This is a genomic window from Bacillus salipaludis, assembly GCF_030938565.1.
GTDB classification, from domain to species: Bacteria; Bacillota; Bacilli; order Bacillales; family Cytobacillaceae; genus Neobacillus; species Neobacillus salipaludis_A.
Map to the genome: position 1 here is coordinate 3,167,891 of NZ_JAVGVR010000001.1, position 26,032 is coordinate 3,193,922.

The 26,032-nt window shown below is 36.5% G+C and carries 25 protein-coding genes; 17 read left to right on the top strand and 8 right to left on the bottom strand.

The features are described 5' to 3' along the window. The first annotated feature begins 7 nt into the window (after nucleotides 1-7). The 4 genes from allB to RCG21_RS15760 all read left to right on the top strand — a co-directional run bounded on the left by allB (nucleotide 8) and on the right by RCG21_RS15760 (nucleotide 5,531). Nucleotides 8-1,369 (top strand): allantoinase AllB, encoded by a 1,362-nt coding sequence (allB, locus tag RCG21_RS15745; protein ID WP_133339110.1) that lies wholly within the window; start codon nucleotides 8-10, stop codon nucleotides 1,367-1,369. Nucleotides 1,370-1,385: 16 nt separating this feature from the next. After that, the gene (locus RCG21_RS15750) at nucleotides 1,386-2,615 is read left to right on the top strand and encodes a Zn-dependent hydrolase (RefSeq protein WP_308913366.1); all 1,230 of its coding nucleotides are present in this window, start codon (nucleotides 1,386-1,388) and stop codon (nucleotides 2,613-2,615) included. 734 nt (nucleotides 2,616-3,349) lie between these two features. After that, complete coding sequence (locus RCG21_RS15755; RefSeq protein WP_308913367.1) at nucleotides 3,350-4,318, top strand: 2-keto-3-deoxygluconate permease; 969 nt, start codon at nucleotides 3,350-3,352, stop codon at nucleotides 4,316-4,318. Nucleotides 4,319-4,526: 208 nt separating this feature from the next. After that, a complete protein-coding gene (locus RCG21_RS15760; RefSeq protein ID WP_133339104.1) occupies nucleotides 4,527-5,531 on the top strand; it encodes a DUF3231 family protein in 1,005 nt (334 codons plus the stop codon). A 448-nt stretch (nucleotides 5,532-5,979) separates the two neighbouring features. On the opposite strand, the gene RCG21_RS15765 is transcribed toward RCG21_RS15760, so the two are convergent. Beyond that, nucleotides 5,980-6,642, bottom strand: coding sequence for a TetR/AcrR family transcriptional regulator (locus tag RCG21_RS15765; RefSeq protein ID WP_133339102.1), 663 nt, complete (start codon nucleotides 6,640-6,642; stop codon nucleotides 5,980-5,982). Between the two features lie 229 nt (nucleotides 6,643-6,871). Here RCG21_RS15765 and RCG21_RS15770 point away from each other — a divergent pair, with 229 nt between their 5' ends. From RCG21_RS15770 to RCG21_RS15815, 10 genes are all read left to right on the top strand, one after another. After that, nucleotides 6,872-7,510, top strand: a complete 639-nt coding sequence (locus RCG21_RS15770) for a nitroreductase family protein (RefSeq protein ID WP_133339182.1) — start codon at nucleotides 6,872-6,874, stop codon at nucleotides 7,508-7,510. A 31-nt stretch (nucleotides 7,511-7,541) separates the two neighbouring features. Beyond that, complete coding sequence (locus RCG21_RS15775) at nucleotides 7,542-7,838, top strand: putative quinol monooxygenase (protein ID WP_133339100.1); 297 nt, start codon at nucleotides 7,542-7,544, stop codon at nucleotides 7,836-7,838. Between the two features lie 550 nt (nucleotides 7,839-8,388). Further along, on the top strand, nucleotides 8,389-9,609 hold the full coding sequence (locus RCG21_RS15780; protein ID WP_308913368.1) for a metallophosphoesterase family protein: 1,221 nt from the start codon (nucleotides 8,389-8,391) through the stop codon (nucleotides 9,607-9,609). Between the two features lie 55 nt (nucleotides 9,610-9,664). Beyond that, nucleotides 9,665-9,871, top strand: coding sequence for a sec-independent protein translocase protein TatAD (gene tatAD, locus RCG21_RS15785; protein WP_133339096.1), 207 nt, complete (start codon nucleotides 9,665-9,667; stop codon nucleotides 9,869-9,871). 376 nt (nucleotides 9,872-10,247) lie between these two features. Next, nucleotides 10,248-10,919: a TerC family protein gene (locus RCG21_RS15790; protein ID WP_372512677.1), complete on the top strand. Its 672-nt coding sequence runs from the start codon at nucleotides 10,248-10,250 to the stop codon at nucleotides 10,917-10,919. Nucleotides 10,920-11,031: 112 nt separating this feature from the next. Beyond that, nucleotides 11,032-12,159, top strand: a complete 1,128-nt coding sequence (locus tag RCG21_RS15795) for an acyl-CoA dehydrogenase family protein (protein WP_133339092.1) — start codon at nucleotides 11,032-11,034, stop codon at nucleotides 12,157-12,159. A gap of 23 nt (nucleotides 12,160-12,182) precedes the next feature. Next, nucleotides 12,183-12,998: a phosphate/phosphite/phosphonate ABC transporter substrate-binding protein gene (locus tag RCG21_RS15800; protein ID WP_133339090.1), complete on the top strand. Its 816-nt coding sequence runs from the start codon at nucleotides 12,183-12,185 to the stop codon at nucleotides 12,996-12,998. A gap of 120 nt (nucleotides 12,999-13,118) precedes the next feature. Continuing rightward, entirely contained in the window at nucleotides 13,119-14,300 is a 1,182-nt protein-coding gene (locus RCG21_RS15805) for a cobalamin-independent methionine synthase II family protein (protein WP_133339088.1), read from the top strand. Further along, entirely contained in the window at nucleotides 14,293-14,784 is a 492-nt protein-coding gene (locus RCG21_RS15810) for an OsmC family protein (protein ID WP_133339086.1), read from the top strand. Before RCG21_RS15805 ends, RCG21_RS15810 begins: the two co-directional genes overlap by 8 nt. Before the next feature lie 714 nt (nucleotides 14,785-15,498). Next, nucleotides 15,499-16,272, top strand: a complete 774-nt coding sequence (locus RCG21_RS15815; protein ID WP_133339084.1) for an alpha/beta hydrolase — start codon at nucleotides 15,499-15,501, stop codon at nucleotides 16,270-16,272. A gap of 317 nt (nucleotides 16,273-16,589) precedes the next feature. On the opposite strand, the gene RCG21_RS15820 is transcribed toward RCG21_RS15815, so the two are convergent. Together RCG21_RS15820 and RCG21_RS15825 are read right to left on the bottom strand one after the other, a co-directional pair. Then, nucleotides 16,590-16,745: a hypothetical protein gene (locus RCG21_RS15820; RefSeq protein ID WP_165976382.1), complete on the bottom strand. Its 156-nt coding sequence runs from the start codon at nucleotides 16,743-16,745 to the stop codon at nucleotides 16,590-16,592. A gap of 308 nt (nucleotides 16,746-17,053) precedes the next feature. Then, a complete protein-coding gene (locus RCG21_RS15825) occupies nucleotides 17,054-17,182 on the bottom strand; it encodes an FbpB family small basic protein (RefSeq protein WP_133339082.1) in 129 nt (42 codons plus the stop codon). 893 nt (nucleotides 17,183-18,075) lie between these two features. Here RCG21_RS15825 and RCG21_RS15830 point away from each other — a divergent pair. Together RCG21_RS15830 and RCG21_RS15835 are read left to right on the top strand one after the other, a co-directional pair. Next, nucleotides 18,076-19,278, top strand: coding sequence for an FtsW/RodA/SpoVE family cell cycle protein (locus RCG21_RS15830; protein WP_133339080.1), 1,203 nt, complete (start codon nucleotides 18,076-18,078; stop codon nucleotides 19,276-19,278). A 362-nt stretch (nucleotides 19,279-19,640) separates the two neighbouring features. Continuing rightward, nucleotides 19,641-20,135 carry a cysteine hydrolase family protein gene (locus RCG21_RS15835; RefSeq protein ID WP_133339078.1) on the top strand — a complete coding sequence of 165 codons (495 nt, stop codon included), beginning with the start codon at nucleotides 19,641-19,643 and terminating at the stop codon, nucleotides 20,133-20,135. 327 nt (nucleotides 20,136-20,462) lie between these two features. Here RCG21_RS15835 and RCG21_RS15840 read toward each other — a convergent pair whose 3' ends face one another. The 5 genes from RCG21_RS15840 to RCG21_RS15860 all read right to left on the bottom strand — a co-directional run bounded on the left by RCG21_RS15840 (nucleotide 20,463) and on the right by RCG21_RS15860 (nucleotide 25,537). After that, nucleotides 20,463-21,161 (bottom strand): ABC transporter ATP-binding protein, encoded by a 699-nt coding sequence (locus RCG21_RS15840; RefSeq protein ID WP_133339076.1) that lies wholly within the window; start codon nucleotides 21,159-21,161, stop codon nucleotides 20,463-20,465. Then, entirely contained in the window at nucleotides 21,161-22,282 is a 1,122-nt protein-coding gene (locus tag RCG21_RS15845) for an ABC transporter permease (protein ID WP_308913369.1), read from the bottom strand. Before RCG21_RS15845 ends, RCG21_RS15840 begins: the two co-directional genes overlap by 1 nt. A 206-nt stretch (nucleotides 22,283-22,488) precedes the next feature. Further along, the gene (locus tag RCG21_RS15850; protein WP_133339072.1) at nucleotides 22,489-23,010 is read right to left on the bottom strand and encodes a PadR family transcriptional regulator; all 522 of its coding nucleotides are present in this window, start codon (nucleotides 23,008-23,010) and stop codon (nucleotides 22,489-22,491) included. A 310-nt stretch (nucleotides 23,011-23,320) separates the two neighbouring features. Next, on the bottom strand, nucleotides 23,321-24,472 hold the full coding sequence (locus RCG21_RS15855) for a pyridoxal-phosphate-dependent aminotransferase family protein (RefSeq protein ID WP_133339070.1): 1,152 nt from the start codon (nucleotides 24,470-24,472) through the stop codon (nucleotides 23,321-23,323). Nucleotides 24,473-25,045: 573 nt separating this feature from the next. After that, a complete protein-coding gene (locus RCG21_RS15860; RefSeq protein WP_133339068.1) occupies nucleotides 25,046-25,537 on the bottom strand; it encodes a hypothetical protein in 492 nt (163 codons plus the stop codon). A gap of 210 nt (nucleotides 25,538-25,747) precedes the next feature. On the opposite strand from RCG21_RS15860, the gene RCG21_RS15865 reads away from it, so the two are divergent. Further along, nucleotides 25,748-25,903, top strand: a complete 156-nt coding sequence (locus tag RCG21_RS15865; protein ID WP_208025420.1) for a hypothetical protein — start codon at nucleotides 25,748-25,750, stop codon at nucleotides 25,901-25,903. Nucleotides 25,904-26,032: the final 129 nt, after the last annotated feature.

Consider the following 26,032-nt stretch of genomic DNA (forward strand, 5'->3'; position numbering starts at 1 on the left):
GAAACAGATGCCAACAGAGTTATGGATAAAAAATGGTTTGGTTTTTACAGATGCTGGATTTCAGGAAATAAGCATAAAAATCAAAGATGAGCGAATTGACACCCTAGTAAAAGATAAAGCTGAACCTTTGAAAGAAACAAATAAAAATGTTATCGATGCAAGCGGCTGTCTTGTTGTTCCCGGTTTTATTGATGCACATGTCCATTTTAATGATCCGGGACGAACCGATTGGGAAGGAATAGAGACAGGCAGCCGTGCAGCCGCTATGGGCGGAACAACCACCATTTTTGACATGCCGCTCAATTGTTCCCCTTCTATTACCAACCTCCATTATTTACTAGAAAAAAAGAATTATTTAACCTCTCTATCACATGTTGATTATGCTCTTTGGGGGGGATTGACAGGTACAAATCTTGAAAGCCGGGCAGAATTGGCACAAATGAGTGATGGAATTATTGGATGGAAAGCATTTATGAGCGAAAGCGGAATTACGGATTTTAGTTTGGTTTCACCGGAAGGTTTAAAACAAGCCATGCAAGTGGCAAAGGAACACAATAAAATTCTTGCCCTCCATGCGGAGTGGGAAGAGGAGATCGTGAGATTGACTACTTGTTATAAGCAACGTCCTAGTGTAAATGAACGAAAAGCCTTCTCTTTGAGCAGACCTATTTCCGCAGAAGAAAAGGCTGTAAATTATGCCTTAGAGCTTGCCGCAAAATATGGAACAGCCATTCATTTTGTCCATATTAGTTCCGCAAAAGTAGTCGCTCAGATCGACCTAGCTAAAAAAAGCGGTGTAAACGTAACGCTAGAAACCTGTCCGCATTATCTAATTTTTGATGAAGATGATTTCTTGCAGCAAGGAGCTATCCTTAAATGTGCGCCGCCGCTAAGGGTTCGGGAAGAGGTCGAAGGATTATGGGAATGCCTTTCGAAGGGCATGATTGATACGATTGGTTCCGATCATTCTCCATGTCTTTATACGATGAAAACAACAGACACCATTTGGAATTCTTGGGGCGGAATTCAAGGAGTACAATTTACATGGCTTGCAATGCTCGATGAGGCTTTAAAGAGAAAAATAAAACTAACACATATTCTGCCTTTAGGGACCTCACGTGTAGCTGACCGATTTGGAATTGCGAATCGAAAAGGGAGAATTCGTCCGGGATTGGATGCTGATTTAGTGTTGATCCGATTGGATGAAACGACCTTTGCGGATAAAAAATCCTTTGGTTTTCGGAATAAATTTTCCCCGTATGAGAATAAGGAATTTTTAGTCAAAATAAAAAAAACGATTTTACGGGGCAAGGTTATTTATGACGACCAAACAGGTATAACAAAAGAGAAAATTGGTCTGTGTCTCTAACCATGGAGGGAGTATCATGAGTCCATTTCCTAACAATCTGGCAGAAGCAATCGAGTGGCTAAGCTCGTATGGTGCAGTTCCTGATGGTGGTGTTACACGTACTCTTTACTCCAAACCTTGGAAGGAAGCCCAGCAGGTCCTAAAGGAATGGATGGAGGAACTGGGGCTGCAAACGTCTTATGATCCAATAGGAAACCTGTTTGGGCGTTTAGCGTCTAAAGATTCAATGGCCCCGACAATCCTGGTGGGATCTCATATCGATACTGTTCTTTCAGGGGGAAAATATGATGGCGCTTATGGAATATTAGCAGGTATCCTTGCGTTAAAGCATTTTAAAGAGCATCAGGGCCACCCCAAGGTGAATCTCGAGGTCGTTTCATTGTGTGAAGAGGAAGGAAGCCGTTTTCCCATCGCCTGCTGGGGTTCCGGCATGATGACAGGAATCTATTGCATTCAAGATATTAATGGTTTTAGAGATTCTGAGGGAATCTGTTTTGAGCAGGCAATGAAAGAGGCTGGATTCGGGATTGGCGAGCAACCTGACGTAGTCCGTAGTGATATTTCTGCCTTTGTTGAATTACATATTGAACAAGGCCCCAGTCTCGAAAGACTTCAAAAATCCATCGGTATTGTTCAGTCAATTGTCGGTCAAAAAAGGTTTCGAATTACTGTAAAGGGAGAGCCAAATCATGTGGGTACAACCTTAATGAAGTGGAGAAAAGATGCACTTCTGGGAGCCGTAACGATGATTCATGATTTATATGGCTTAACGAAAGAATACGACGAAGACTTTGTTACAACAGTTGGTCAGCTGTTTGTGGAACCAAATGTACCGAATGTGATACCAGGACAAGTGGAATTTACGGTAGATGCAAGACATCCGGTGAATTCGGTTTTGAGCATTTTTTGCGAGCAGTTTAAGCGGCAGTTTCTTGAAATAGCTCAAAAATTGGGTTTGGAGATTGGCATAGAAATTTGGCATAATGTTCAGCCGGTTCAAATGGATGCAAAGTTGCAACAAATAGTTCAAACCATTTGTATAAATAGTAATATTTCTTATCATGTGATGAATAGCGGAGCGGGGCACGATTCCCAGTTATTCGCGCGAATGTGTCCGACCGCGTTAGTGTTTGTTCCAAGTCAGGGAGGAATTAGTCATTCTCCGTCTGAATATACTTCAAACCATGATTTAGAAACAGGACTATCTGTTCTGATCCAATTATTGCATCGGCTAGCTTACAAATAGCAAAGAGGAGGAGTTTTATCATGCAAGATAAGTCATTTCTAGTTCAGTGGATTGAGGAGCACCAAGCGTAAATGATTGGTTTTTTACAAAAATTAGTGCAAACTCCATCAGATAATCCTTCTGGTGATTGTTACCCGATGGCTTCCCTTTTACATCAGCAGCTTTGTAAGCTTGGTTTTGACGATGTTTTTTCCCCCAAGACTGTTTGAGGTACTATCAAACAGATGTGGAGCCTCCTTTGCTATGTTGGGATACCCCAAAAGTGAAGGAGGCTTTTTTTGGCAGAAAAAAGTAAGCTTCCAACCGAGTATTCATGGAAGAGAAGGGGAAGTCCAAGAAAGTAATTTAAAACCTGCTATATCAACGTTAGAAATAATAAATAATATAACAAATTTAAAGAGCACTTAATAAAAAACTTTCTGTAAGCAGTTATGGATACCGCTTACTTTTTTTATTTACAAAAAAAATTAAAAAACTTTCATAAACTATGAAAACGGTTTACTTGGGAATATGATGAACTTGTAACAAAACAAACGGGGATTGAAATAACCCGCAAAGATAAATGGAATCGCTTTCTGCGATTAATGTAGAAATTGGCCAAATAGTAGAAAAAATAATGGTTTTTTACAGATTAGCCAGCGTGAAGAATGGTGTTGTTCTACTTCCGCTTACATGATTATGTCGCGGAAGAATTCATAAATGCAGCTATAAAAACTATTTTAGGAGGATGGGAAATGCAAATTCCAATTAAGAAAACGCTAGATAAAATTCCAGGCGGCCTGATGGTTGTTCCACTTTTTTTAGGGGTATTAACAAATACATTTTTTCCGCAAGTTTTACAAATTGGAAGTTTTACAACAGCATTATTCAGTAAAGAAGCATCATCAACCATTTTGGCATGTTTTATGTTTTTAATTGGTTCCCAAATTAATTTCAAATTAGCACCAAAGGCATTAAAAAAAGGTGCAATATTATTAACAGGGAAATTTATAGTAGGTGCTGGTATAGGTTTAGCTGTAGCAATGTTTTTTGGGCCTGCCGGAATACTAGGATTATCTCCATTAGCCATCCTTGCAGCGTTATTAAATGCTAATGGCGGGTTATATGCATCGCTTGCTTCATCGTATGGTGACGAAACAGATGTAGGAGCATATGCGTTATTTTCTTTAAAAGATGGTCCATTTTTCACATTAGTTGCATTAGGTGCATCCGGTCTTGCCACCATTCCTTTTCAAACACTTTTAGGAGTATTAATTCCAATTGTAATCGGAATGATTTTAGGAAATATTGATCCTGATATGAGAAAATTCCTTGGAAGCAGTAAATTATTATTAATCCCATTTTTCTCATTCCCATTAGGTGCAGGAATGGATTTTTCAACTATCCTAAAAGCGGGAGGTCCTGGCATCTTACTAGGATTAATAGCTGCATTCACTGGAATTGGAGCTTACCTACTTTTGAAGTTATTTAAAGAAAATCCAATAGTTGGTTTAGCAACAGGGTCAACTGCAGGAAATGCTGTAGCTACACCAGTTATTGTTGCAGCCGCAGATCCAACTTTAGCATCAGTAGCACAAGCAGCTACTGCACAAGTTGCGGCAGCATGTGTAATATCTGCAATCGTCTGTCCGATTATTGTTAGCTATGTATTTAAAAGGTCCGAAAGGAAAAAAGCTAATAAATCATTTGCACGTGCAGCATGATAACAGGCCCATTAGCAGGAACAATCAATAAAAAAATCGGCGTTTAGAATCTGTTCAAGTAAAAAAATGCCGAGAAAAAAATCTGGGGGACCTATTCTAAGGGTCCCTTTTTTCATTCGATGGATTTGATAGGTTGTTCATTTATATTTTCCACTATTCAGGGGATATTATTCGATGATGTATGAATTGAAAACAGGAGGTTGTTCCAATGGAAGATAAAACAAATATTCCTTTAACTTCTGCGGAAATGGCTGGTTTATGGACTCAATACATGGGCGATACAATAGCTGTTTGTATCGACAGCTATTTCTTAGAAAAAGTAGAAGATAAAGAAATACGCCCTATTATTGAATGGACACTCGATACAGCAAAAGAGAATGTTTCCATCATGCAGGAACTATTTCAAAAAGAGAATTTCCCGATACCCATTGGATTTACAGAACAAGATGTTAATACAAAAGCTCCAAGACTTTTTACAGATACATTTTTCTTAAAGCATTTAAGTCAAATGGCTGTATTTGCAATGACTGCCAGCAGTGCGGGACTAACCGTTGCGACACGTCCAGATGTTGTTGCTTTTCATAAGCGTATATTGAATAAAGGGGTTGAATTGCAGGACAGAACACGCGAACTAATGCTAAAACAAGGGATTTATGTAAAACCTCCTTCAATACCTATTCCTGATAAGGTGGATTTTGTAGAAAAACAATATTATTTAACAGGTTTTTTTGGGAAAAAAAGGTCTATTAATTCACATGAAATCACTCATTTATACTTAAATACTCTAATTAATGTTATCGGTAAAGAAATTGTAACGGGCTTTGCTCAGACTGCTCAAAATGAAGATGTAAAACAGTATTTTATAAGAGGGAAAGAGCTTGCTCAAAAATATGTAGATACCTTTAGCAATTTTTTAACCAAGGAGGATCTGCCTGCCCCTATAAGTTTAGGTTCGTCTGTTTTAGATACAACCGCAAGTGTTTTTTCGGATAAACTAATGATGTTTCATGTTGCAACCATGGTTGCAGCAGGGATTGGATATTATGGAACAGCATTAGCAGCAAGTCTAAGGAGAGATTTAGGACTTAAATATATGTCATTGATCCCAGAAGTCGCCCTGTATGTCGAAGATGGAGCCAACATTATGATTAAACACGGCTGGATGGAGGAACCTCCACAAGCAGTCGACCATGACAAATTAATACAGAATTAACGAAATGAATCTCAATATAAGATTATTAAGAGCCTTGTTCTTCCTAGTTTTGGTCAGTTATTAAATGGAAAATATGTAACGGGCATTATACTCATCTTTTTTGGAATATTATTGGTACAGATTGGCTTCCAATGTTGTCCATTATACCGGGATTAGTCTTTGGTTTTTTATTGAGGGGAATTTTGAAGAAATTAAAGTAGTTTAACAAAATATTTACCATCTTCAATTACAAATGCTTAAGTAAATAAATAGCTCAAAAGATCTAATAATCGTACCCATTAGAGCACACATGAAATAGATATGAAGGAATTAAAAAATGTAAATCAAACATTATCATCGATTTTAAACAGAATTCACCAAAAAATATAAAGCTCGTTTCAAAACGTATAGTTCCAAACAAAAAATTACTTAAGACTCTTACCATCGCGTAAGAGTCTTTTTATAATCTTTAGATGGCTGCCAGCTTGTTGAGGATGTTTTCTACCATCGCATGAATATCTTCATTTTCTGTGTTTTGCAAGTATTCGGGCTTTAGTACCTGGGTTTTCTTCGCTACATAATAATCCAATAGAGCTTGTTTCAATGACAATTCTTCTTGTACTAAAAAGGCTGTATTCACCAATTTCCCTAGTACAGTTTCATCCTGAATAATTAAGATTGAGGGATTCAATTGATTAAAAACTTCTGCTTTCATGCCATTTCGATAAAAGGTATGAATCGCAGACAGTTGTTCTTTTCTTGAGTGCATCTTTTTTTCATAAAGATGGATACAACTTGTTTTTAAATCAGTCAAATAAAGATCTGAAGCATAAACAGCTGAAAAAACAGCTTGTTCAAACACTTTTTGGAAACGAAGGGGATAAGATAACTCTTCATTGGAAATGGTTTTACCAGCTTCATTTATATAATCAATACAGAGATTCGTCAGCTCCATAATAATGTCTTCCTTCGAAGAAAAGTAGTTATACAAGGAGGCCCGGCTTAAATTCATCGTTTTTGCGATATCCTGAATAGTAAGAGAAAGGAATCCTTGAGTCCGAACGACATGGACTAACTGTTTTACATATTCTTTTCTCATCATCTGTCTTTCAACAGGTGCAATTTTTCTCAAACTACCACTCCCTCTATCAGGAAATTATATCATAATCCAATGGTGTTCATTCAAATTCTGATATTCCAATTCTTTTCAGTTTACAACGAAAAGAAAGTGGAGTAAGGTTATACACAGCTAACATTTTAGACACTTTATAATATTTTTGTCTAAAATGAATTAAATCATGGAACTCAAATATTATAAACAATACTTATAACGAAAAGAGGAAAATATAACTATGACTACTATGACTAAAACACAAGTAACGAATGATTTTAATAAAATTGTGGCAGAACGACGTTCCATTAAAAATTATGATAAATCCGTAAAAATCAGCCATGAAGAAATGACTGAAATTCTTACATTAGCAACACGTGCTCCTTCTTCTGTTAATATGCAGCCATGGCGCTTTCTTGTGATTGAAAGTCCTGAGGCAAAAGCAACACTTGCCCCACTGGCACGTTTTAACCAAACTCAAGTTGAAACTTCATCAGCCGTTATTGCCGTATTTGGTGATTTGAATAATTTTGAGAAATTTGAAGAAATCTTCGGCGCAGCTGTAGAGAAGGGATTTATGCCCTTAGAAGTAAAAGAAAGAATTCACGCTTCCTATTCAGGCTATTTTGAAACGATTTCACGTGAAGCTATGGAAGATATTGTTTTAGTGGATGGCGGACTTGTATCCATGCAGTTCATGCTTGCTGCCCGCGCTTATGGATACGATACAAATCCAATCGGCGGATATGAAAAAGACAAAATTGCAGAAGCATTTGGATTGGATAAAGAACGTTATGTTCCGGTTATGTTAATCTCGATTGGTAAAGCAGCAGATAACGGACACCCATCCGTTCGTCTGCCTATTGATCAAGTCGCGCAATGGAAGTAATGAAACCTAAATAAGAAGGGATTGACGTTCGATGATTATTATTCATGCCACATTCCATATAAATCCAGCGAAACAGGATTTGTTTCTAGAGGAAATTCAGCCGTTAATTGCTGCATCAAGAGAAGAAAACGGAAATATATCATATCTCCTTCAAAAAGATACAGAAAACGAAAATGTATTTACGATGGTGGAGATTTGGGAGGATATGCAAGCTGTTGCCAAGCATAACTCAAGCGAGCACTTTACCAAGTTCGTAGCAAATGCAAAAGACTTTTTGACTGCACCATTAGAAGTTAAAGCATTTGAGGGGCAGCCATTAAAATTATAGATTTCGGCCTCTTAAATAGTATGAAATGGTGAATCGTATCATAAGTAAATGAGTTTTTTTCAAAAAACAAACAAGCCTACTCAAGAGCAAATAAATCTTGAATAGGCTTTTTCTTTAATGTTGCAAGTAATTAAAATATACCTCCATGGGCTTCTTATTTACTTTAATCCCTATTGAAGCTTTGCGGTTCTATTATGCTCCGATAAGCATCACATATATATATAATAAAATTTTACAATCCTCTTACAATACATTCTTTCCTCACTACCACTTTTTTCTCATTGTTCCGCCCATAAATCAAGAATGGAATTTATTATATAAGTCAAAAGAACCCAAAATATGCTCGTATATGACTAAAATCTATCTTACATATAATTAAAATGGGTGGAAATTCCTAAATAGAAAAATATCGGAATAATTTACGTTGCTATAAAACTGAATTTACAATCTTTTGATAAAGTTTGACATGTACAAAAAGTTTAATGCTTTCCAGCTCAACTGGCATGATTTAAACAATTATAATCTATTAAATGAATAGGGGCGGATTCTAATGAATGAACAAAATGAAAACAAGGTTTTAAACAGGAGGGACTTCATAAAAATTGGAGGAATGAGTACAGTTGCCTTAACAATCGCTTCTGCTGGCATACCAGGTGTCAATCTATTCGGTACTACCGTCGCTCACGCTGAAACAAATGATAATGCTAAACTACAATTCAATCCAGATGGAAAGTTTAAGATCGTGCAGTTTAACGATACACAGGATGATGAGCAGATTGATCGCCGTACAATCGAATTAATGAATAAAGTGCTTGATAGTGAGAAACCAGATTTTGTAGTACTAAATGGTGACATTATCACCGGTGGCTGCAATTCGGAGCTTGAGATGAGACAAGCTATGAACAATGTGGCCCAGCCAATGGAACAGAGGGGGATCAAGTGGGCTGTTACTTTTGGCAACCATGATGAAGATTCAACACCAAAAGGCGGACTTGATGAGGAAGCCATGCTTAAATTTTATATGGCATACAAATACAATGTTAATCAGCCGGGAGTAACGGATATAAACGGAACGGGAAACATGAACCTGCTGATTAGGGATTCCGCAGGAAAGAAAGCCGCTTTCAATCTTTGGCTGCTAGATAGCGGCAGGTATGCTCCTAAAACGATTGCGGGGCAGGATTTTAGTGGATATCCTACTTGGGATTGGATTCGTTCAAATCAGGTCAACTGGTATTTTGAGACTTCCAAAAGGCTGGAGAAACAGTTTGGTTACAAAGTACTTTCTCTCATGTTCATTCATATCCCTCTTTGGGAACATCGTTACATGTGGTTTGATAGTGTTGATAGCAGAACAGATATTGACCATGCCCGAGCAATAAAAAAGCATCAAATAGTAGGAGAAAGGAATGAAGAGGAGTGCCCGGGGCCCATTAATAGTGGCATGTTTTCGGCCATGCTTGACAGAGGAGATGTCAAAGGTGTGTTTTGCGGTCATGACCACGTAAACACATACATGGGGAATTATTTTGGAATATTACTGGGTTATTCAGGCAGTACCGGATTTGGTGCCTACGGATTGCCGGGGGCTGAACGAAATCGACTGCGCGGTGCCCGTGTATTTAATTTGGATGAAACTAAAGCAGATGTATTAGTTGAAACACATATGGTTTTTGCAAAGGACTTTGGCATTGACCTTACAGCAAATGATCAAAGCACTGATCCTGGCCCAATACCAGAAAACAAAAAACAAGAAAAAATAGTTAGATAGAAATGTGAGAGATAACCATTCACAATGCCATTACTTAAAAAGGAGATGAATCAAAATGCTTTCCAATATTGGTATTCCAGGGTTAATTTTAGTACTGGTTATTGCTCTAATCATTTTTGGTCCTTCAAAACTGCCAGAAGTGGGCCGGGCATTCGGGCGTACATTAACCGAATTCAAAAGTGCCGCTAAGGATTTAGTATCTGATGATAACAAAGAGGAAACGAAAAAACCTGCGCTTTCCGCTGTTACAAAAGAAAAATAATAGGAAGAGAGCAGGCGGGGCCCGTCAGCTCTCTTTCTTTGTTATAGGCTCTGTTAAACTAGTCTGTTGATTTCCGTTCCAGGCACTTCGCTTTCCGCGGGCGTGCCGGTGAGCCTCCTCGTCGCTTCGCTCCTGTGGGGTCTCCCCTGCCCCGTACTCCCGCAGGAGTCTTCGTGTCTTCCACTCCAATCAACGGGGTAAAAAATCAACAATGTTCTTTAACACAGCCTTGTTTTAAAAAATTGATGTTTTTTATGATTCAGCGTACTTGTTCAAAGTGGTATTTGGAAAATCTCTGGTAAAACGCAGAATATCACAAATTGGGTCTTTTTTAAACCTCAGATTAATATAATGACTTACTAAGCTTGTTCCAGAGGTGAATAGTTTGGAGATCTTTGGTTTGTCATTTGCGGTTCTTTTGGAGGTTATTTTAATCAATATTGTATTAAGTGGGGATAACGCAGTTGTAATCGCGATGGCATCACGTAATGTTCCAAAGAAGCAACAAAAGAAAGCCATCTTTTGGGGAACAGTTGGAGCGATTATTTTACGTTTAATTTTTGCAGTAGCTATTGTTTACCTACTAAAATTACCTTTCGTAACTTTTGTAGGCGGTCTTCTTCTCGTGTATATTGCCATAAAACTTCTAATCGGTGATGAACATGACTCTCATCGAGAAGGGGGTTCAAGTTTCATTTCCGCTGTGAAAACCATTATTACGGCTGATGCCATCATGTCCCTTGATAATGTACTTGCTATTGCTGGTGCTGTTGAAGGAAATATATCCGGTATCATAATTGGAGTTATTGTGAGTATTCCTCTCGTTGTTTTTGGCAGCCAATTGATATTAAAGGCAATGGAAAAGTACCCCATCATTTCTTATGCTGGTGCTGGAATATTAGCTTGGACAGCAGGTGAAATGATGGCGGGAGAACCAAAATTCGAGTATATTCTTCCACACGATTACCATTTATTGATTCCTGCTGCTATTACCGTTCTTGTCATTGGTTGGGGTTATTTAGCTAATAAGATAAGACTCTTTTCTTAAAATTTGTTCTATAGTGAAGCTCTTTTTGCAGCATTGATTGTGTTTATATGAAAATGGATTCATAAAAAATTTTATATTAATAATATGGGATTTTATGGAGGGTGAGGAATATATGAACAATATTTATCAACAAGGCAAAGATTTTGCAAGGTCCTACATACTGCCTTACACTGAATTGACTGACAAGGAGTCGAAATTTCCTGAAGAGTCCTTCAAGAAGCTAAGTGAAAACGGCTTTTTAAAACTGGTTATACCTGTAGAATATGGCGGATTTGGCAAAGGACTTGAAGAGCATGCCCAGGCTTGTCTGGCATTTGCAGAGACCTGCTCAACTACAGCCCTTTGTTACATGATGCATAATGTCGCATTGATGTGTATTCTAACTCATGGAAGTGACGAACTAAAGCAAAATATTTTCACAGACATTGTAGAAAATGGGAAATTCATGGCTTTAGCCTACAGCGAATTAGGAACAGGAACACACTTCTATATTCCGGAAATGACTGCTGAGGTTAACGGGGACAACACAACTTTTAACGGAACAAAGAGTATGGTCACATCTGGAACATATGCTTCTTACTATCTCGTTCTTGCACCATCTGTTGAAGAAGGAAAAATAAACAATTGGGTATTCCCTCTGGAAACAAAAGGCCTATCCTTTGACTTGTCAAAATGGAATGGCTTTGGATTGAGAGGTAATGCGTCATGTCCAATGCACATTGAGAATGTCACTTTGGATTCATCTTTCCGCATTGGGGCAGAAGGTTCAGGAGAAGAGCAGGTATTCAACGTGGTAGCTCCATTTTTCGTCACAGGGCTGGGAGCCGTTTATAGCGGTACTGCCATGCATATGTTTGAAATAGCCAGCAACCATGCTGTGGATAGACAATATCCGGATGGGACAACCCTTGCTAATATTGAAACAATTCAAATTCATATTGCAAATATTTATAAAACTGCAGCAGCCGCTAGAGCACTTACTCTAGACGCTGCTAGAGCGGGTGCCAACAGTGAAGCTGATGCACTTGCAAAGATTCTCTCGGCAAGAATCGTGGCCTCAGAAGCTGCAATCGAATGTGGAAGGCTTGCAATGAGAGTGGGTGGAGGGAAAGCTTACAATAAATCTCTCCCTACGGAAAGGCTTCTGAGAGACGCATATGCCGGACAAATTATGGCTCCAAGTGCCGACGTTCTGGCTATTTGGCTTGGAAAAGCATTAACAGGTCAGATGATTCCATAACCACAATATAAGGAGTGAGCTCATTGAATAACGATAGAATAAAAGTAGGGGCTGTTATTTATGATCCGAGGGTTACCGTTATCTGGGGGATCATCGCCGATTTTTTCAAAGAGGAAGGCCTTGAAATCGAATGTATCTTCTATAAGGATTACGAAGGACAGGTTGACGGTTTATTAAACAGGGAAATAGACATTGCCTGGAATTCGCCCCTTGCATGGTTGGACGCTTATTTGAGAACCGATGGAAAATGCCAGATGGGTTCAATGCGAGATACGGACAGAGACAGAAAGACCTGTTTTATAGTGAGAAAAGACAGCGGGATCACAAATCTAGCCGGGCTAAGGGGCAAGACAATTGGCTTTGGAGCGATAGACTCTCCTCAGGCAAGATTAATACCAATTAACCATTTGCATAAAAATGGACTTGAGTATGGAGCGGACTACACTGAGAAAAGGTTTGATATTGGCGTAGGCCTACATGGAGACCATATAGGTGGAGAGCTGGATGCTATTAAAGCGTTGATGGAGGGAACTGTAGACGCCTCTGTTACTCTAGATTTGAACTGGGAAGCTTGGAAGAAGGATGGCGCAATTGATGAAAATCAACTGGTATGCATTGATACAACCGCTTTGTTTGACCACTGTATTTTCGTAGCTCATCCTGTTTTTTCAACTGATAGGTTCATAGAATGGCAAAAGGTGCTTCATAGAATGGACTATAACAATGAAGCTCATAGGAAGATGATGGATATGGAAGGTTTGAAAGAATGGGTTGAAGGCAGAATCACAGGATTTCAGCAATTACGTGAAGCCAATGACTATCTGAAGTTCTTCATATAGGTAATTCGTGAATGAATTTTTGCTAGACAAACTTTAAACTTGTTTATTTAAAAGAGAAGAGCGTTTTTTTTTCGCTGCTTCTCTTTTAACCATTTACATCCATTTTGGGGGATGAAACACATGGATAGGCCATTACCGCTATTTCCCGCTTCCTTAATTGGGAGCATGCCAAGGTCAAAAGAGGTTCTAAGAGCCCTCAGAATGATGAGAAAAGGAACGATTGAACCAAATGACTTCAACCAGCTTATTGAGATTGAAACGCAAAAGATCATTAAGCTGCAGGAGGATTTAGGGATTGATATCATCACAAGCGGAGAGCTCGGACGGGATAACTATGTGTCCTTTGTTTCCGATAAAATTAGCGGCGTTAGAATGATGAACATGAGTGAAATGCTCGATTATATTGATGATAAAAAAGCTTTTGAGAATATTTTGACCGCGCTTGACGTTCCGGCTGTCAGCATTAAAAATGCTATTTGTGTTGGTAAGTTGAACTACAATGGCGATATTGTCGCAAATGAGCTTTTGATGATGAAGAAGTTCACCAACAAACCCGTTAAGATCACAATGCCAGGTCCCTATCTTCTAACCAGATCGATGTGGCTTCCTAATCTCTCTGGTAAGGTTTATGGCAGCAAGGAAGAACTTGGGCAAGATGTAATAAAGATCATGAAGGAAGAGATAGATCATCTTTTGAATATAGGGGTTGATGTAATTCAATTTGATGAACCGGTTCTGACCGAGGTTGTTTTTACAGAGGGAAAGCCGAGGTCATTTATGTGTGCAGCTCTTTCTGAGAGAAAAGATCCTAAAGAGGAGCTTGAATTTGCCAGTTCCTTAATTGGAAAGATTATGAGTCATATAGATAGAACAAAGACGGTTGCTTCTTTACATGTCTGCAGAGGCAACTGGAGCAAGAATGAGAGCATATTATTGACAGGTCCATATACTCCACTGCTTGAGTTATTTGCTAGTGTGAATCCGGACCTTTTAACACTTGAATTCTCAACACCACGGGCAGGTGAACTAAGTTCGTTATTGGCTGATTCAAGAATTAGGGGGCATGCCACCCTTGGTTTAGGCGTGATCAATCCGCGTACAGATGAAATGGAGACATTGGATCCTATCCTTTCAAGAGTCGAAGAGGCAATGACGTATCTTCCAAAGGAAAGAATATGGCTAAATCCTGACTGCGGTTTTGCAACCTTCGCCAATAGTCCGGTTAACATCTATGAAAATATCTCAGCTAAAATACGCTCATTGACAGGAGCGGCTTTAATACTAAGGAGTAAGTATGAATAAGCAGTCAAAAGATGAAATAAACACATTATATGAATCCAGGATTTTTGATATGAGCTTTAGGGGGACGTCAAATGATCTCTCATCGGTAAAAGTTTTTACAAATCAAATGAGCTTTCAAATAGAAAAGCAAATGAGTTTTGATCCAGAATACAACGAAATCACGAGTCTCGAATACTTCGCCGGATCCGTTTTAAGCAGCATCATTTTGACGCTCTTAGAGGTGTCGAAAAAAAGGGGCTCTATTATTGAAGAAATTGAAGGAGTTTTGAACCTTTCACTGGAAAACCCTCTATCCTTGGTAGGTGTGAAAGGGTATGATGAAGAACCGTTTATCAGAAAAATAACTGTAACCGTTTTTTTATTTGTTGAAATTGAGGACAATGATTTTGATGATTTTTGCTTCAGTGCCCTTAAAAATTCCCCTATTTTCAATACGTTAAAAAAATCAATGGAACTGGAAGTCTTATTCAAAAAGCTTATATGAGGAGCCTTATCCATACAGATATAAAATATGGGGATACAGAAATTCGGCACAGAATAAACCTCATTTAGATAAGTTGAGGTGAACCTTATCATAAATAGGTGCAGTTTTTATAGAAGATGGCAATGATTTAAGTGCTTTCTTCTTTTTATTATAAACTGCAAATTTAAGTTTTTTGTTTTGAAGTAAACTATATGAAGAATGTACGTTGTTGGTGGAGAAAGCGACTTTGTTAAGTGGTAACATATACTCTTAAATAATTATCTGTGTTCAAGGGGTCAGTCCCCTTGTGGAGTAGAACGTTAGCTCACACGGGGACTGACCCCAATTTTTCAAACTTTGTTGCTCTTGGTAAAATATGATCCATTTAGGGGCTTTTTCGGACAGTCTATGATGAGATCCAAGGTAATCGAGTCTGAATAATGGTCTCATTCGAATATCTTTGATGAAGCCAAGGGCAATCGTGTCCGAATGCATGCCTTAGGGTCAAAAGTTTACTATTAAATCTGTTCGAAAAACAACAATCCTTGCGAAAACAGCCTTTTAAAAATATACATATGCCTTCGATGATTTTATAATTGTTTTGAGTTCGTGTCTAAGGCGGGATTAAATGTGTTGGATTTAGTTTTGCTATTGAGGAATGGGATAAGACCTTAACATAGCCATCTACTGAAGTTCATTACGGATTATGAATCATAATCAAGGGTGAGGGAGACAATGTTAGAATTTCATTCTATTCGTATAAATGCCTTTAAAGAAAATAGGAAAATAAGAGTATATGTGCCTGAAAGTTATCAATCTACACGAACAAAGTATCCTGTGCTATATATGCATGATGGACAAAATGTATTTGATGATCGTGAAGCAATAGGTGGAGTATCTTTAGGTTTAGAAAAGTACCTCCATGATAAAAAATTGGATGTTATTGTAGTGGCCATCGATCAAAATCCTAAAGAGAGATTAAACGAGTATTGTCCTTGGGTGGATGGTGCATATTGCGAAGATGTCCTAGGACAACCCAGTACAACTGGAGGTAAGGGGAAACAATATGTTGAATTTATTGTGAATGTGCTTATTCCATTCATACATAATAAGTATCGCACCTTGAAAAACGCAAACGCAATAGCGGGTGCCTCTCTCGGAGTACTTATATCAACATATGCTGCTTGTGTTTATCCTGAAGCATTTCAGCATGTAGCGGGAATTTCCTGTGCGTTCTACCGTAACCAGGAAGAAATAGAGAACCTTCTATTTGAGTCTAATTTGTCACATATTAAAAGCTTTTATATGGATTGTGGGGACAAAGAAGCTAGAAATGATCATGTTGTAAGTGAGAAATTCCTAAAATCAAATGAAAGAGTATGTGAAATAATAAAGAATAAAATTTTTTATTCACAATTTAAAGTGGTTAAGAATGGAGAGCATCATTATAAATATTTTATTGATCGAGTGCCCAATCTATTTACTTTTTTAAACCGCGATATGAACTGATTCAGATGATTGGAATCTTGGAGGCAAAAGAAAAATGTATTGATCGCACCCATCCGAAGGATCGGAGGCAGGATTCGAAATTGAATAAGGGAACCGGGATGAGTAGGTATAGTATTACTTTACAACTTATCAAAAAGCAGTTAAAAAACTTGGAAAATTAAACTAAGAATAAAAAACCACCAGTCTTGGTGGTTTTAAATTTGTTAAATTCTCTTATTCAAATTAAAAAATCTTCTTACAGGTGAAAATTTATTATGTTGGCCCAGTAGCAGGAACAATGAAAATACCGGGAAACCCAGTAAAATGTGGTAGGAATCCTAAACAGCTTTTTCTAAGCAAGAATCATTGAAATAGATAATCTCTGAAAGGATTTTGTTACCCTGAATTTTCTCAAAAGTTTCTCTTGCTTCTCTTTCTGTGTCAAACTCAAACATTATAGTATGTTCTTTTGAATGGACAGTAACTACCCACATTATTAAAATCCCCCAATTAAAAGATAAATTTTTACCCCTGTTTTGAGAATGGTTAAGTGACTTTAGAAGTGATTAAAGCGAGTAGGGGGGTGGTTATTTTAAAAAGGATGATTATAACATCCTCGTGCCGATTATGATTATTACACTTTATTTACATTTTTGTATTTCGAGATTCATACTTTACATAGATTCCTCCTACTGGAGGAGGAGAGTGTAATTGCACAAACAGGCATTTAATTGAATAACTTACTTTAAAGGAAACTGGATATTTTTGTTGAAATACAGATAAGAGCCATTTTATATCAATGTTATTTTCCATTGGCAATTATTTTAGTGTCAACTTTTTTCTCTATATCGATCAGTTTAGTTTGATTGGATAAAATCTCACTTTTATTTTTTTCAATCATTTTTTGTAATGTACTGCTAATCTTTTTCATAGTATCCCTCCTTTCATCATACAGATTTAAATAAATATGTCGTAATTCATTAAATGCATACATGATATTATTGAAATTTTAATAACCTTAAAAGATTTGTGCCTTAAACAAATGCGACAGCTGCAGGGCGCCTTTTTTCGTGCATGTATCCAGCATGCTTAACTGAAATTTGGAAAGCAGTCAAAATAGTAAACAAACCAACAGTTCAATTTATTTATTATTCCATCCAATTTATAGTCATATAGTTATTATGCATGTCTTTAAAGTTATCCCCATGCCTAGAAGCTGAGTTAATATATAAAAGAGTATAAATAACTGTAGTGAAGTATATTGATAAAAAGATATTTTCCATGACAGATACCCCATTTTAGTCTTCAGATTTTTATATCAAAAAAAGATTTTACTGTTTCTTTGGAAAAACTGTATTTATCAATCACAATCATATTATATAAGCAATTTTTTAAGTTTTAATGGATTTTATGTAAAGGTTTATTAAATATTAAATTAATTGTCTGTGGAGTAGCTGATTAGGTTTAATCGTTTTTATTTTTTAATATGCCGAACACACTTCTTGAAATTAAGCAAATAACACCTGCTACTTTACGTGCAATTTTCTCAATCAATTGAAAGAAAATCATTCCTTTTGAAGAGTGTTACTATCTATTGCTAAATAAAAACACCTTATATTTAAGGTGTTTTTTCGTTTTTTTTCGTCTTCCTTTTAACTCGATTGATAAAATAATCAAATTATAGTTTATTTGTAATAAAATCCTAATACTTTTTTGCTATAGTAAAGCCGGAATTACCTTTTCATATACATAGTAAGATTTAGTCATAATTTATGAAACATAACTACTAAAAATTTTTTAGAAATTATTAAAGAGGAGGAAATGATGTTTAAGAAAATTGTAAAATCCTATGATTATACTTTAATTATTGCGATAACCTTATTATCTCTCTTTAGTTTAATCATGGTCTATAGTGCGAGCATGGCTACTGCTGTAGAAAGATATGGAGTTTCCAGTGATTATTTCTATCAGAAACAAAAATTATTTTTACTATGTGGTGCTTTTTTCTTTGTTATTACTGCCTTATTCCCTTATAAAGCCTTGAAAAGCAAAAAAGTACTTATAACGATTGTTTTTTCATCCATTTTTATCCTAATGGCGCTTTTTCTCTTTGGACATGTGGCTGGAAATGCACAAAGTTGGTTTAAAATTGGACCGTTTAGTATTCAACCGGCAGAATTTGTTAAGCTTTGTGTGATTATTTATTTATCTGCACAGTATGCTAAAAAACAGGAATATATAAATGAATTTAAAAAAGGGGTTATCCCTCCTTTAGTTTATTTAGGAGTAGTTTGTATATTAATTGCGATTCAACCGGATTTCGGTACAGTTGAACTTATTTTATTATTTTCCGGAGCAATCATTATTTCTTCTGGAATCAATATTAAAAATTTATCGAAACTAGGTACACTTGGTGTTATAGTACTGATACCATTTTTTCTCCTTTTTTATAATAAAATATTCACATCAACTCGAATGAATCGTTTTGAAATTTTAAAAGATCCATTTAAGTTTCAAGAAACCTCTGGATATCACCTTGTAAATTCATACATAGCAATTGGTAATGGTGGAATAAATGGATTAGGATTGGGAAAAGGGATTGAAAAGCTTGGTTATTTGCCAGAATCACATACAGACTTTATTATGGCGGTTATTGCTGAAGAGTTAGGAATATGGGGTGTTGGTTTTGTAATCATTACATTAGCATATATAGTGTTAAGGGGAATTTATATTGCATTGCAATGCAAAGATCCATTTGGAAGTTTACTAGCTATCGGTATTTCAAGCATGATTGGCATCCAAGCTTTTGTTAATCTTGCTGGTATCTCTGGCCTCATCCCACTTACTGGTGTCCCCCTACCATTTGTCAGTTATGGAGGATCTTCTCTAATTCAATTAGCAATTGCTGCAGGAATTTTAGTCAATGTTTCAATGTTTGTTAATTACGAGAAGAAGTATAAAAAACAACGGAAACAAAACGCTGAAAATATTGTTAATAGGAAAAATATTTATTATCTTACAAAATAAAGTGGACATATTTTGTCTACTTTTTTTACTATAAGGATCTTTGAAATCTTGGACGCAAAAGAAAAAGAGGCAATAGACATTTTAAAGGATCCAGTGAACGTAAAAAGCTTGTCGATAAGCCTAAAAATGGCCTTACTGACAAGCTTTTTTTCTGGATTTTTACCATATAAATGGACTGATTTTGAAAAGGGCTTTTCGCAGTGTTCAAGGGGTCAGTCCCCAGGTGGAGTAAAGTTTTACATCAGTGGGGGACTGGCCACAATTTTAGTGCATTTTTTTCCTTTGAAAAGTACATAAGGAAAATCTTATGATATTCTTAAATAGATTAATTGTTAAAAAAAGGTATGAGGAGAATAATAATTATGGAAAATACAGCATTAATCATTATCGACTTGCAAATCGGTGTACAGCCTGAAAATATTCCACTTTATAACTTATCGTATGTATTAAATGGTGTTAACCAAAGAATCCATTTATTTAGAGAAAAGAATAATCCTATAATCTTTGTTCAACATAATGATAGTGATTTGGTTCTGAATTCTCCAGAATGGCAACTATTTCCGGAACTAAATGCTAAAGATACAGATATCTATATTAATAAAACACATGCAAACTCATTTTATAAGACTGATTTGAATGAACAACTAAAGAAATTAAAGATAAATAAACTTGAAATTTGTGGTGCACAAACTGAATATTGTGTAGATACAACGATTAGAATGGCTCATGGATTAGGATATAGATTATTTATGAAAAAAGGGTTGACGACAACCCTTAACAGCGAACTTTTAGGAGCTAAAACAATCATTGAGCATCATGAGAATCTTTGGAATAATAGATTTTTAACTTTTTTATAGCAAAGAATTGCTTTTATCAAAATGAGTAGTACTTAACAAATACCCTGTATCGAGCCCAAAAAAGTTTTTAGATATTATGAAAAGGTTTTTGTTAGAAAGTTAGAGAGGGTAGGAATGTGAATTTTGTACTTAAACGAAAGGGGAGCATATGTTAAAAAGATCTGATTCTCATCATGCACATAATGGTAGTAGTCAGATTGTGTGAAGCTAGGCAAAGTCGGCTGAAATGAACCAGGTCGACAAATATAGGCTAAACAAGATTTATCTTTTATGAGATTCTTGTTTAGCCTACCTTTTTAGTCTAGGGCTCCATTTTCCTTCTTTTTGTCATTTTGCCTTTTCCAAATAATAATCAGCCGACTTAAGTTTACCATCTTCCATTCTATATACTTTGTCACAGTATTCTAACATTCGTTCATCATGGGTTACCATAATCGCTGCTTTTTTTCTGGATTTTACTTCCCTTGCAATAAGTTGGACAACCTCATGGGCCCTTTGAGTATCAAGACTTGCTGTTGGTTCATCTGCCAAAATAATCGAAGGATTATTCATCAATGCACGAGCAATAGCCGTTCGTTGACGTTCTCCTCCGGATAAATGTTCTGGGAATTTCTTTATTTTTGATTCTAGTCCAAGATGTTGAAGTAACTCTTTGGCAGTTTCTTTATCTCTTTTTGTCATTTTACCCGCCATCTTTCTAACAACAAGTAATTGGTCGAGAACATTTAAATAGGGAACTAGATTGCTAGTTTGTAATATAAACCCTATTTCTTCAAGGCGCACTTTTGATAAATCTTTCTCTTTTAAATCCCCTAATACTATTCCATTAAGCATTACCTCTCCCTCTGAGGCTTGCAGTAAGGCCCCGGCAATAGAGAGAAACGTACTTTTACCTGAACCTGAGGGACCAACGACGGCAATAAATTCTCCTTGGTCGACGGAAAGTGAAACGTCACTAAGCGCAACTACTTGATTTCCCCCTTGCTGATAAACCTTGGATACATGATTAAACATTATTCCAGACATTACTCAATCCTCCCAATGGCTTGAAGTGGGTCTATTTTTGTAATTTTACGGATAGAAATCAATGAACTTAAAATTGATATTACGAGCAATAAAAAAGCATAAATGACGACAAGCTTTATATCTAGTGAAAACGGCATTCCCTCTGGGAGAATGAGTGCTGTTCCATAGGTTAAGAGTATTCCAACAACAATACTACTAAGTGAAAGTAGAAAAACTTGTGACACAATGGTTTTACCTAAAAATCCATTACTTGCGCCAATTGCTTTTAAAATGCCAAATTGATTGGATTTTTGCAAGGTAAGTACATAAAAGAAGACGGCTAGTACAAAAGCAGAGATTGCCAAAAGGAAGGCAAGCATCATCATAATTGTACCGTTTTCCTCTTTGTAACCAGGCATTCCTTGAATCGCTGCAGCCTTTGTAACGGTCTCAGTGTTATGGTAAAGATTATTTAATTTCTGCGAATCAATATTTTCTCCTTGAAGCATAATACCGTTTACTGGATTCTTAATTCCATTATCAGAACCAGGTGCTGCAAATTGAATGGAGCGCCATTTATCTAGTGTGGTAAAAATAGCAGGTAAATGATTGTACGTTTCATTTTCTACAAATCCGATAATCTCCATTTTCTCTAATGACCCTTCAATGGAGATAGTGTCTCCAATTTTAAAGCCTTTGTCCTTTAAGGTGTCATTAGCGATAACTCCTAATAATTTATCATTATTAAGAGGATTTCCTTCAATCACCTTTGGTTCTAAAAAACTCCCCGGATTGATACCTAATATCGCAATATCTACTTTTTCACTATCTTTGGAAGGAGTGGATTTTAAAACGGTAGCCATTGTGGCCCCCATCGGTGCTGCCGAAGAAACATGATCTTGCTCTTCTAGTTCATCCATTAATGATTCAGGTAATAGTGAACGGCTCATAGAGGATCTGGATCCTTCTTCAAAAGTAACGTAATCTGCTTTCATGTTTTTAAATGTGGCAGCACTCAGAGTGGAAAGCCCGTTTCCCAAACCTGACAGAATAAAGACTAGCCAAGCTATAAGGACGGTAATGGTTCCAATCATAAGGAAACGAAATTTGCCATGTTTTAATTCTTTTAAAGCCAGAAACAATGTAAGTCCTCCTTTAAATATTTATGATTAGTCATAGATGACTAATTTGATAGTATTATATTATTTTGTCGGTGATTAGTCAACTGTGACTAATTGAGGGCAGAAAGGCAAAAAGGAAGTAATGGGGGATTTGATCATGCATAAATAGGAAAAGGAAACCCCATAACAAGGTTTCCTTAAATTTAGCACTACCTATAGAGGGAGAATTATTTCAAATAAGGGGAAAGCTTTCTTATCGACTTTTCAAGAAAGGCAACCTCTGCTTCCAACATTGCCATTTTGTGTTCTACCGCAAGATTGACTCCCGATCTTTCTCCGTGGGATGGAGTTTGTTTGATGAGTGCTAATAATTTCTTATTATTGTTTAACCGTTCTTCCAACGCAGGTATTGTTTTTTCTAAAGGGAGAAAATCAATAAACATTAACCCAATATCTCCTTGATAATTCACACTTTCGGCTGAAGATAAATTCAGCAATAATAATTCGTAAAAATATTTCTTGCCATTTTCATTAATGGAGTACACTTTTCGGGTCGGTCTGTTTCCTTCTTGCTCCAACTGAATATCAATATATCCGTTATGACTGAGTTTATCTAAAGTTGCATAGGCAGTAGGTTTTTTCATATCTGTCACTGCACTTAAGTTTCTCTCTATAAATTCATTGATTTGGTATCCATGTTGACTTTGACTCATAAGCAATCCAAGTAAAATAAGCGAACGTTCTTCCAATGATATCCCCCTCTCTACTATCATCTCTTGGTTTATATTTTCTCGCATATTTTATTTGTAGTCAATTGAGGGATTACCAACAACTATGAAGGGAATATTTTTTAGATTCCTACGTCAGAGGGGGACAATGGTCTATTTTGTTGTAGCATAGAAAAACACCTCCTTTAATTGATACAAACAGGAGGTGCTACTCTATTAATTTGCACTATTTAAATACGGGCTTACACCTCATTTAGATAAATTAAGGTGAACCCTATCAAAAGTATATGAGGTTCGGTAGTTTCAAGTATTAATCGTATTAATTGATTTCTTAATTTTCTGCTCTATAGGCATCTAAGAATAGTTGTCCAAGATTACCCTTTCCTTTGAAACCTAAATCACGTAGGCCATGATCGATCACTGTTAATACAGATAGAACTTTTTCAACGAAGCCATTTTCACCCATATGACCAATACGCAAGATAACATCTTCATATTGCGCCAAAGAAGTAGCAATGAATAAATTATATGTTTCTTGGATGTGTTGTTGTAATCGTAATGCGCCTATTTCTTCTGGAATGATGACGGCAGTTACCGTATTGGAGGCTCCTAATTCTAAGAATAAGGATAGTCCATATTCTTGAACAGATTTCCTTACTGCGTTCGCAATTTTCGCATGTCGGTCATAAACCGCCACTTGTCCTTCATTTAAAATATTGTCCAAGGCAACATCTAAAGCTTCAATATTTCCAGCGGGCATCGTATAAGGTAAGGTTCCTTTTTCAATATATCCCTCGAAAATTTGTAGGTTTGCATAATAAGAAGCAATTGGTGTTATACGGTTATTCATCGATTTTTTAGCGTCTTCACTAATGGAAACGATCGCTAAGCCAACAGGTGCTGAGATCGCCTTTTGAGTACCCCCGCAGCAAATATCGATTTGATTTTGGTCGACATCGATTGGTTCACCAACCATACCAGCTACTGAATCAACCACTGTTAGAATGCCATATTCTTTTAGTAGGGGGGAGAGTTGACTAACATCATTTAACATGGACGTTGGTGTATCACAATGAACAAATGTTGCATATTTGAAGTCATGATCTTTTTCTAAATAGTTGCGTAGTTCTTCAGCAGGTATGTCTTTATGATAGTCAAAACTTAAGACAACAGGTTCTCCTCCATACATTTTCACAAAATATTGAAAACCTTCACCATATATCCCGTTATCCAGTACTAGGACACGGTCACCAGGTTCAGTTAAGCTCGCACAGGCAGCTTCCAAAGCTAGAATCCCTTCTCCGGCAAGCAGCAGTACTTCATTTGTAGTCCCCATGACCTGGCCCATCTTTTGGCACACCTCATGGTAATAGTGGATGAATTCTTTATCAAAATCAGGGTTATTTGTTTTTTTAGCTAACGCTAAGCGTACATTCTCACGTACGTCCGTTGGTCCTGGGGCATAGTTTGGTTTAAATCGCATATGTATCGTTCCTTTTTAAATTAGAGTATTTTATGGAGTAATAGTAGCAAATAATTGGTATATTTAAAAGTATCAGTTTATCCTAAAATCTAGTGGTTAGTTTAAATAAAATACCGATTTATGGATCTGACATAGTTGGAAATTTGTTGCTTGATTTAGCTGTTTAAATTGTTCCCAGACATTATTGTTTTAGTCATAGCTTTCTATATATATGGAAAGTAAAAGGCCACTCCAACAATACTTTGAAGTGGTATAGGTTGTCATATGGATCTATAAACCTGATGGCCAATATCAATTATATTATTTGGGAGTTTTCGTCTCTATTATTAATCAAAATGAACCTAACTATAAGTAAATGAGGTTTTTTTAAAGATAAATAAACCGATTCGAAATCTGTTCTCGAATCGGCTTTTTTTAGGAATTCTAATAAGCTAAAAATTTGTACAGACTCTTTAGGTGTAAACTGGTCATCGTCTGTAGGGATAAATAAACAATTGGAATGATTATTCTACGAGGAGAGAAAAGTCGGTAAATAACAAAGAGGCCATAACGCCCTTATATCCTCTAAAATGATTAGCATAAAACAATGATTTTAAAGGGAGTAGTTTGGGCAGGAATGCTTAGTGTGGTGGGACCATATACAACGAGTAAATTTCGGTTTGCAGGACTCAATGTGAAGAGTTGATCGTTTTGTAATAATATCGGCGTATAATTAGAAATATTCAATTGTAACTGGGCATCACTACTTACCAGATGACTATCAAAATAATCAACCTTTACATTATGATAAGGGTTATCTTTTACGATGATGAGAGCCTGATATTGTGGGGGATAAATTAAAAGGACGGGTAGATTGACATCATAAAAACCAGTTACATGATCTCCAACTGAAACCATAACTCGATCCAAAAAATAGGTTGTTGGACTAATAACGAAATTTACGATTGAACCATCTCCTCTTAATAAGGACATTAACTTAAAACACCCTTTTAATTCCTCGTCTGAATTTACTAAATAATCTTGTATCATGGTAACGGTACCAGCGAAAGAACTGAATTTTTTCACCTTTTCCTCTCCTTTATGATGAATAATAAACGAAATTCAATCCTCCAAAAACCTCGAGAGCGGGAGCTATGCAATATTTTCATGAAAATTCAGCTGGCCTTATAAATTTTATGATGCTGGTGAATGGATATTACTTATTAGATAAAGAGCAATAATTCTTTTAGACCGTCAGAAAATCATCATGGTGATCACCATGATAAGGAGTAGGTTATGTATAACGATTATTCTAGGACAACGATGAATCAGCCAAGTATTGTTTCGTTTGCACGTGGTGATGTAACCGGAGGATATGTCTTGAACACCTTAGGATGGTTAGATAATAGGTTTGTATTGCAAAATCAGTATGTAGCTATTTTCGGATATTAGGATAGCATAGCAAGGGATATATTTTGGCGAGATGAGCTTTTTAATTAGCAATAATACAAAAAATTATTATGAAATCTTGGTACTGAAACGATAACTAATTTAATCAATTTTCTCTTTTTCCTCTCTTCA

Bases quoted from the DNA above. Each gene is read 5' to 3' on its own strand.
- allB (WP_133339110.1), top strand. From the start codon at position 8: ATGCCAACAGAGTTATGGATAAAAAATGGTTTGGTTTTTACAGATGCT.
- RCG21_RS15750 (WP_308913366.1), top strand. From the start codon at position 1,386: ATGAGTCCATTTCCTAACAATCTGGCAGAAGCAATCGAGTGGCTAAGC.
- RCG21_RS15755 (WP_308913367.1), top strand. From the start codon at position 3,350: ATGCAAATTCCAATTAAGAAAACGCTAGATAAAATTCCAGGCGGCCTG.
- RCG21_RS15760 (WP_133339104.1), top strand. From the start codon at position 4,527: ATGGAAGATAAAACAAATATTCCTTTAACTTCTGCGGAAATGGCTGGT.
- RCG21_RS15770 (WP_133339182.1), top strand. From the start codon at position 6,872: ATGACTAAAACACAAGTAACGAATGATTTTAATAAAATTGTGGCAGAA.
- RCG21_RS15775 (WP_133339100.1), top strand. From the start codon at position 7,542: ATGATTATTATTCATGCCACATTCCATATAAATCCAGCGAAACAGGAT.
- RCG21_RS15780 (WP_308913368.1), top strand. From the start codon at position 8,389: ATGAATGAACAAAATGAAAACAAGGTTTTAAACAGGAGGGACTTCATA.
- tatAD (WP_133339096.1), top strand. From the start codon at position 9,665: ATGCTTTCCAATATTGGTATTCCAGGGTTAATTTTAGTACTGGTTATT.
- RCG21_RS15795 (WP_133339092.1), top strand. From the start codon at position 11,032: ATGAACAATATTTATCAACAAGGCAAAGATTTTGCAAGGTCCTACATA.
- RCG21_RS15805 (WP_133339088.1), top strand. From the start codon at position 13,119: ATGGATAGGCCATTACCGCTATTTCCCGCTTCCTTAATTGGGAGCATG.
- RCG21_RS15810 (WP_133339086.1), top strand. From the start codon at position 14,293: ATGAATAAGCAGTCAAAAGATGAAATAAACACATTATATGAATCCAGG.
- RCG21_RS15815 (WP_133339084.1), top strand. From the start codon at position 15,499: ATGTTAGAATTTCATTCTATTCGTATAAATGCCTTTAAAGAAAATAGG.
- RCG21_RS15820 (WP_165976382.1), bottom strand. From the start codon at position 16,745: ATGTGGGTAGTTACTGTCCATTCAAAAGAACATACTATAATGTTTGAG.
- RCG21_RS15825 (WP_133339082.1), bottom strand. From the start codon at position 17,182: ATGAAAAAGATTAGCAGTACATTACAAAAAATGATTGAAAAAAATAAA.
- RCG21_RS15830 (WP_133339080.1), top strand. From the start codon at position 18,076: ATGTTTAAGAAAATTGTAAAATCCTATGATTATACTTTAATTATTGCG.
- RCG21_RS15835 (WP_133339078.1), top strand. From the start codon at position 19,641: ATGGAAAATACAGCATTAATCATTATCGACTTGCAAATCGGTGTACAG.
- RCG21_RS15840 (WP_133339076.1), bottom strand. From the start codon at position 21,161: ATGTCTGGAATAATGTTTAATCATGTATCCAAGGTTTATCAGCAAGGG.
- RCG21_RS15855 (WP_133339070.1), bottom strand. From the start codon at position 24,472: ATGCGATTTAAACCAAACTATGCCCCAGGACCAACGGACGTACGTGAG.
- RCG21_RS15865 (WP_208025420.1), top strand. From the start codon at position 25,748: ATGTATAACGATTATTCTAGGACAACGATGAATCAGCCAAGTATTGTT.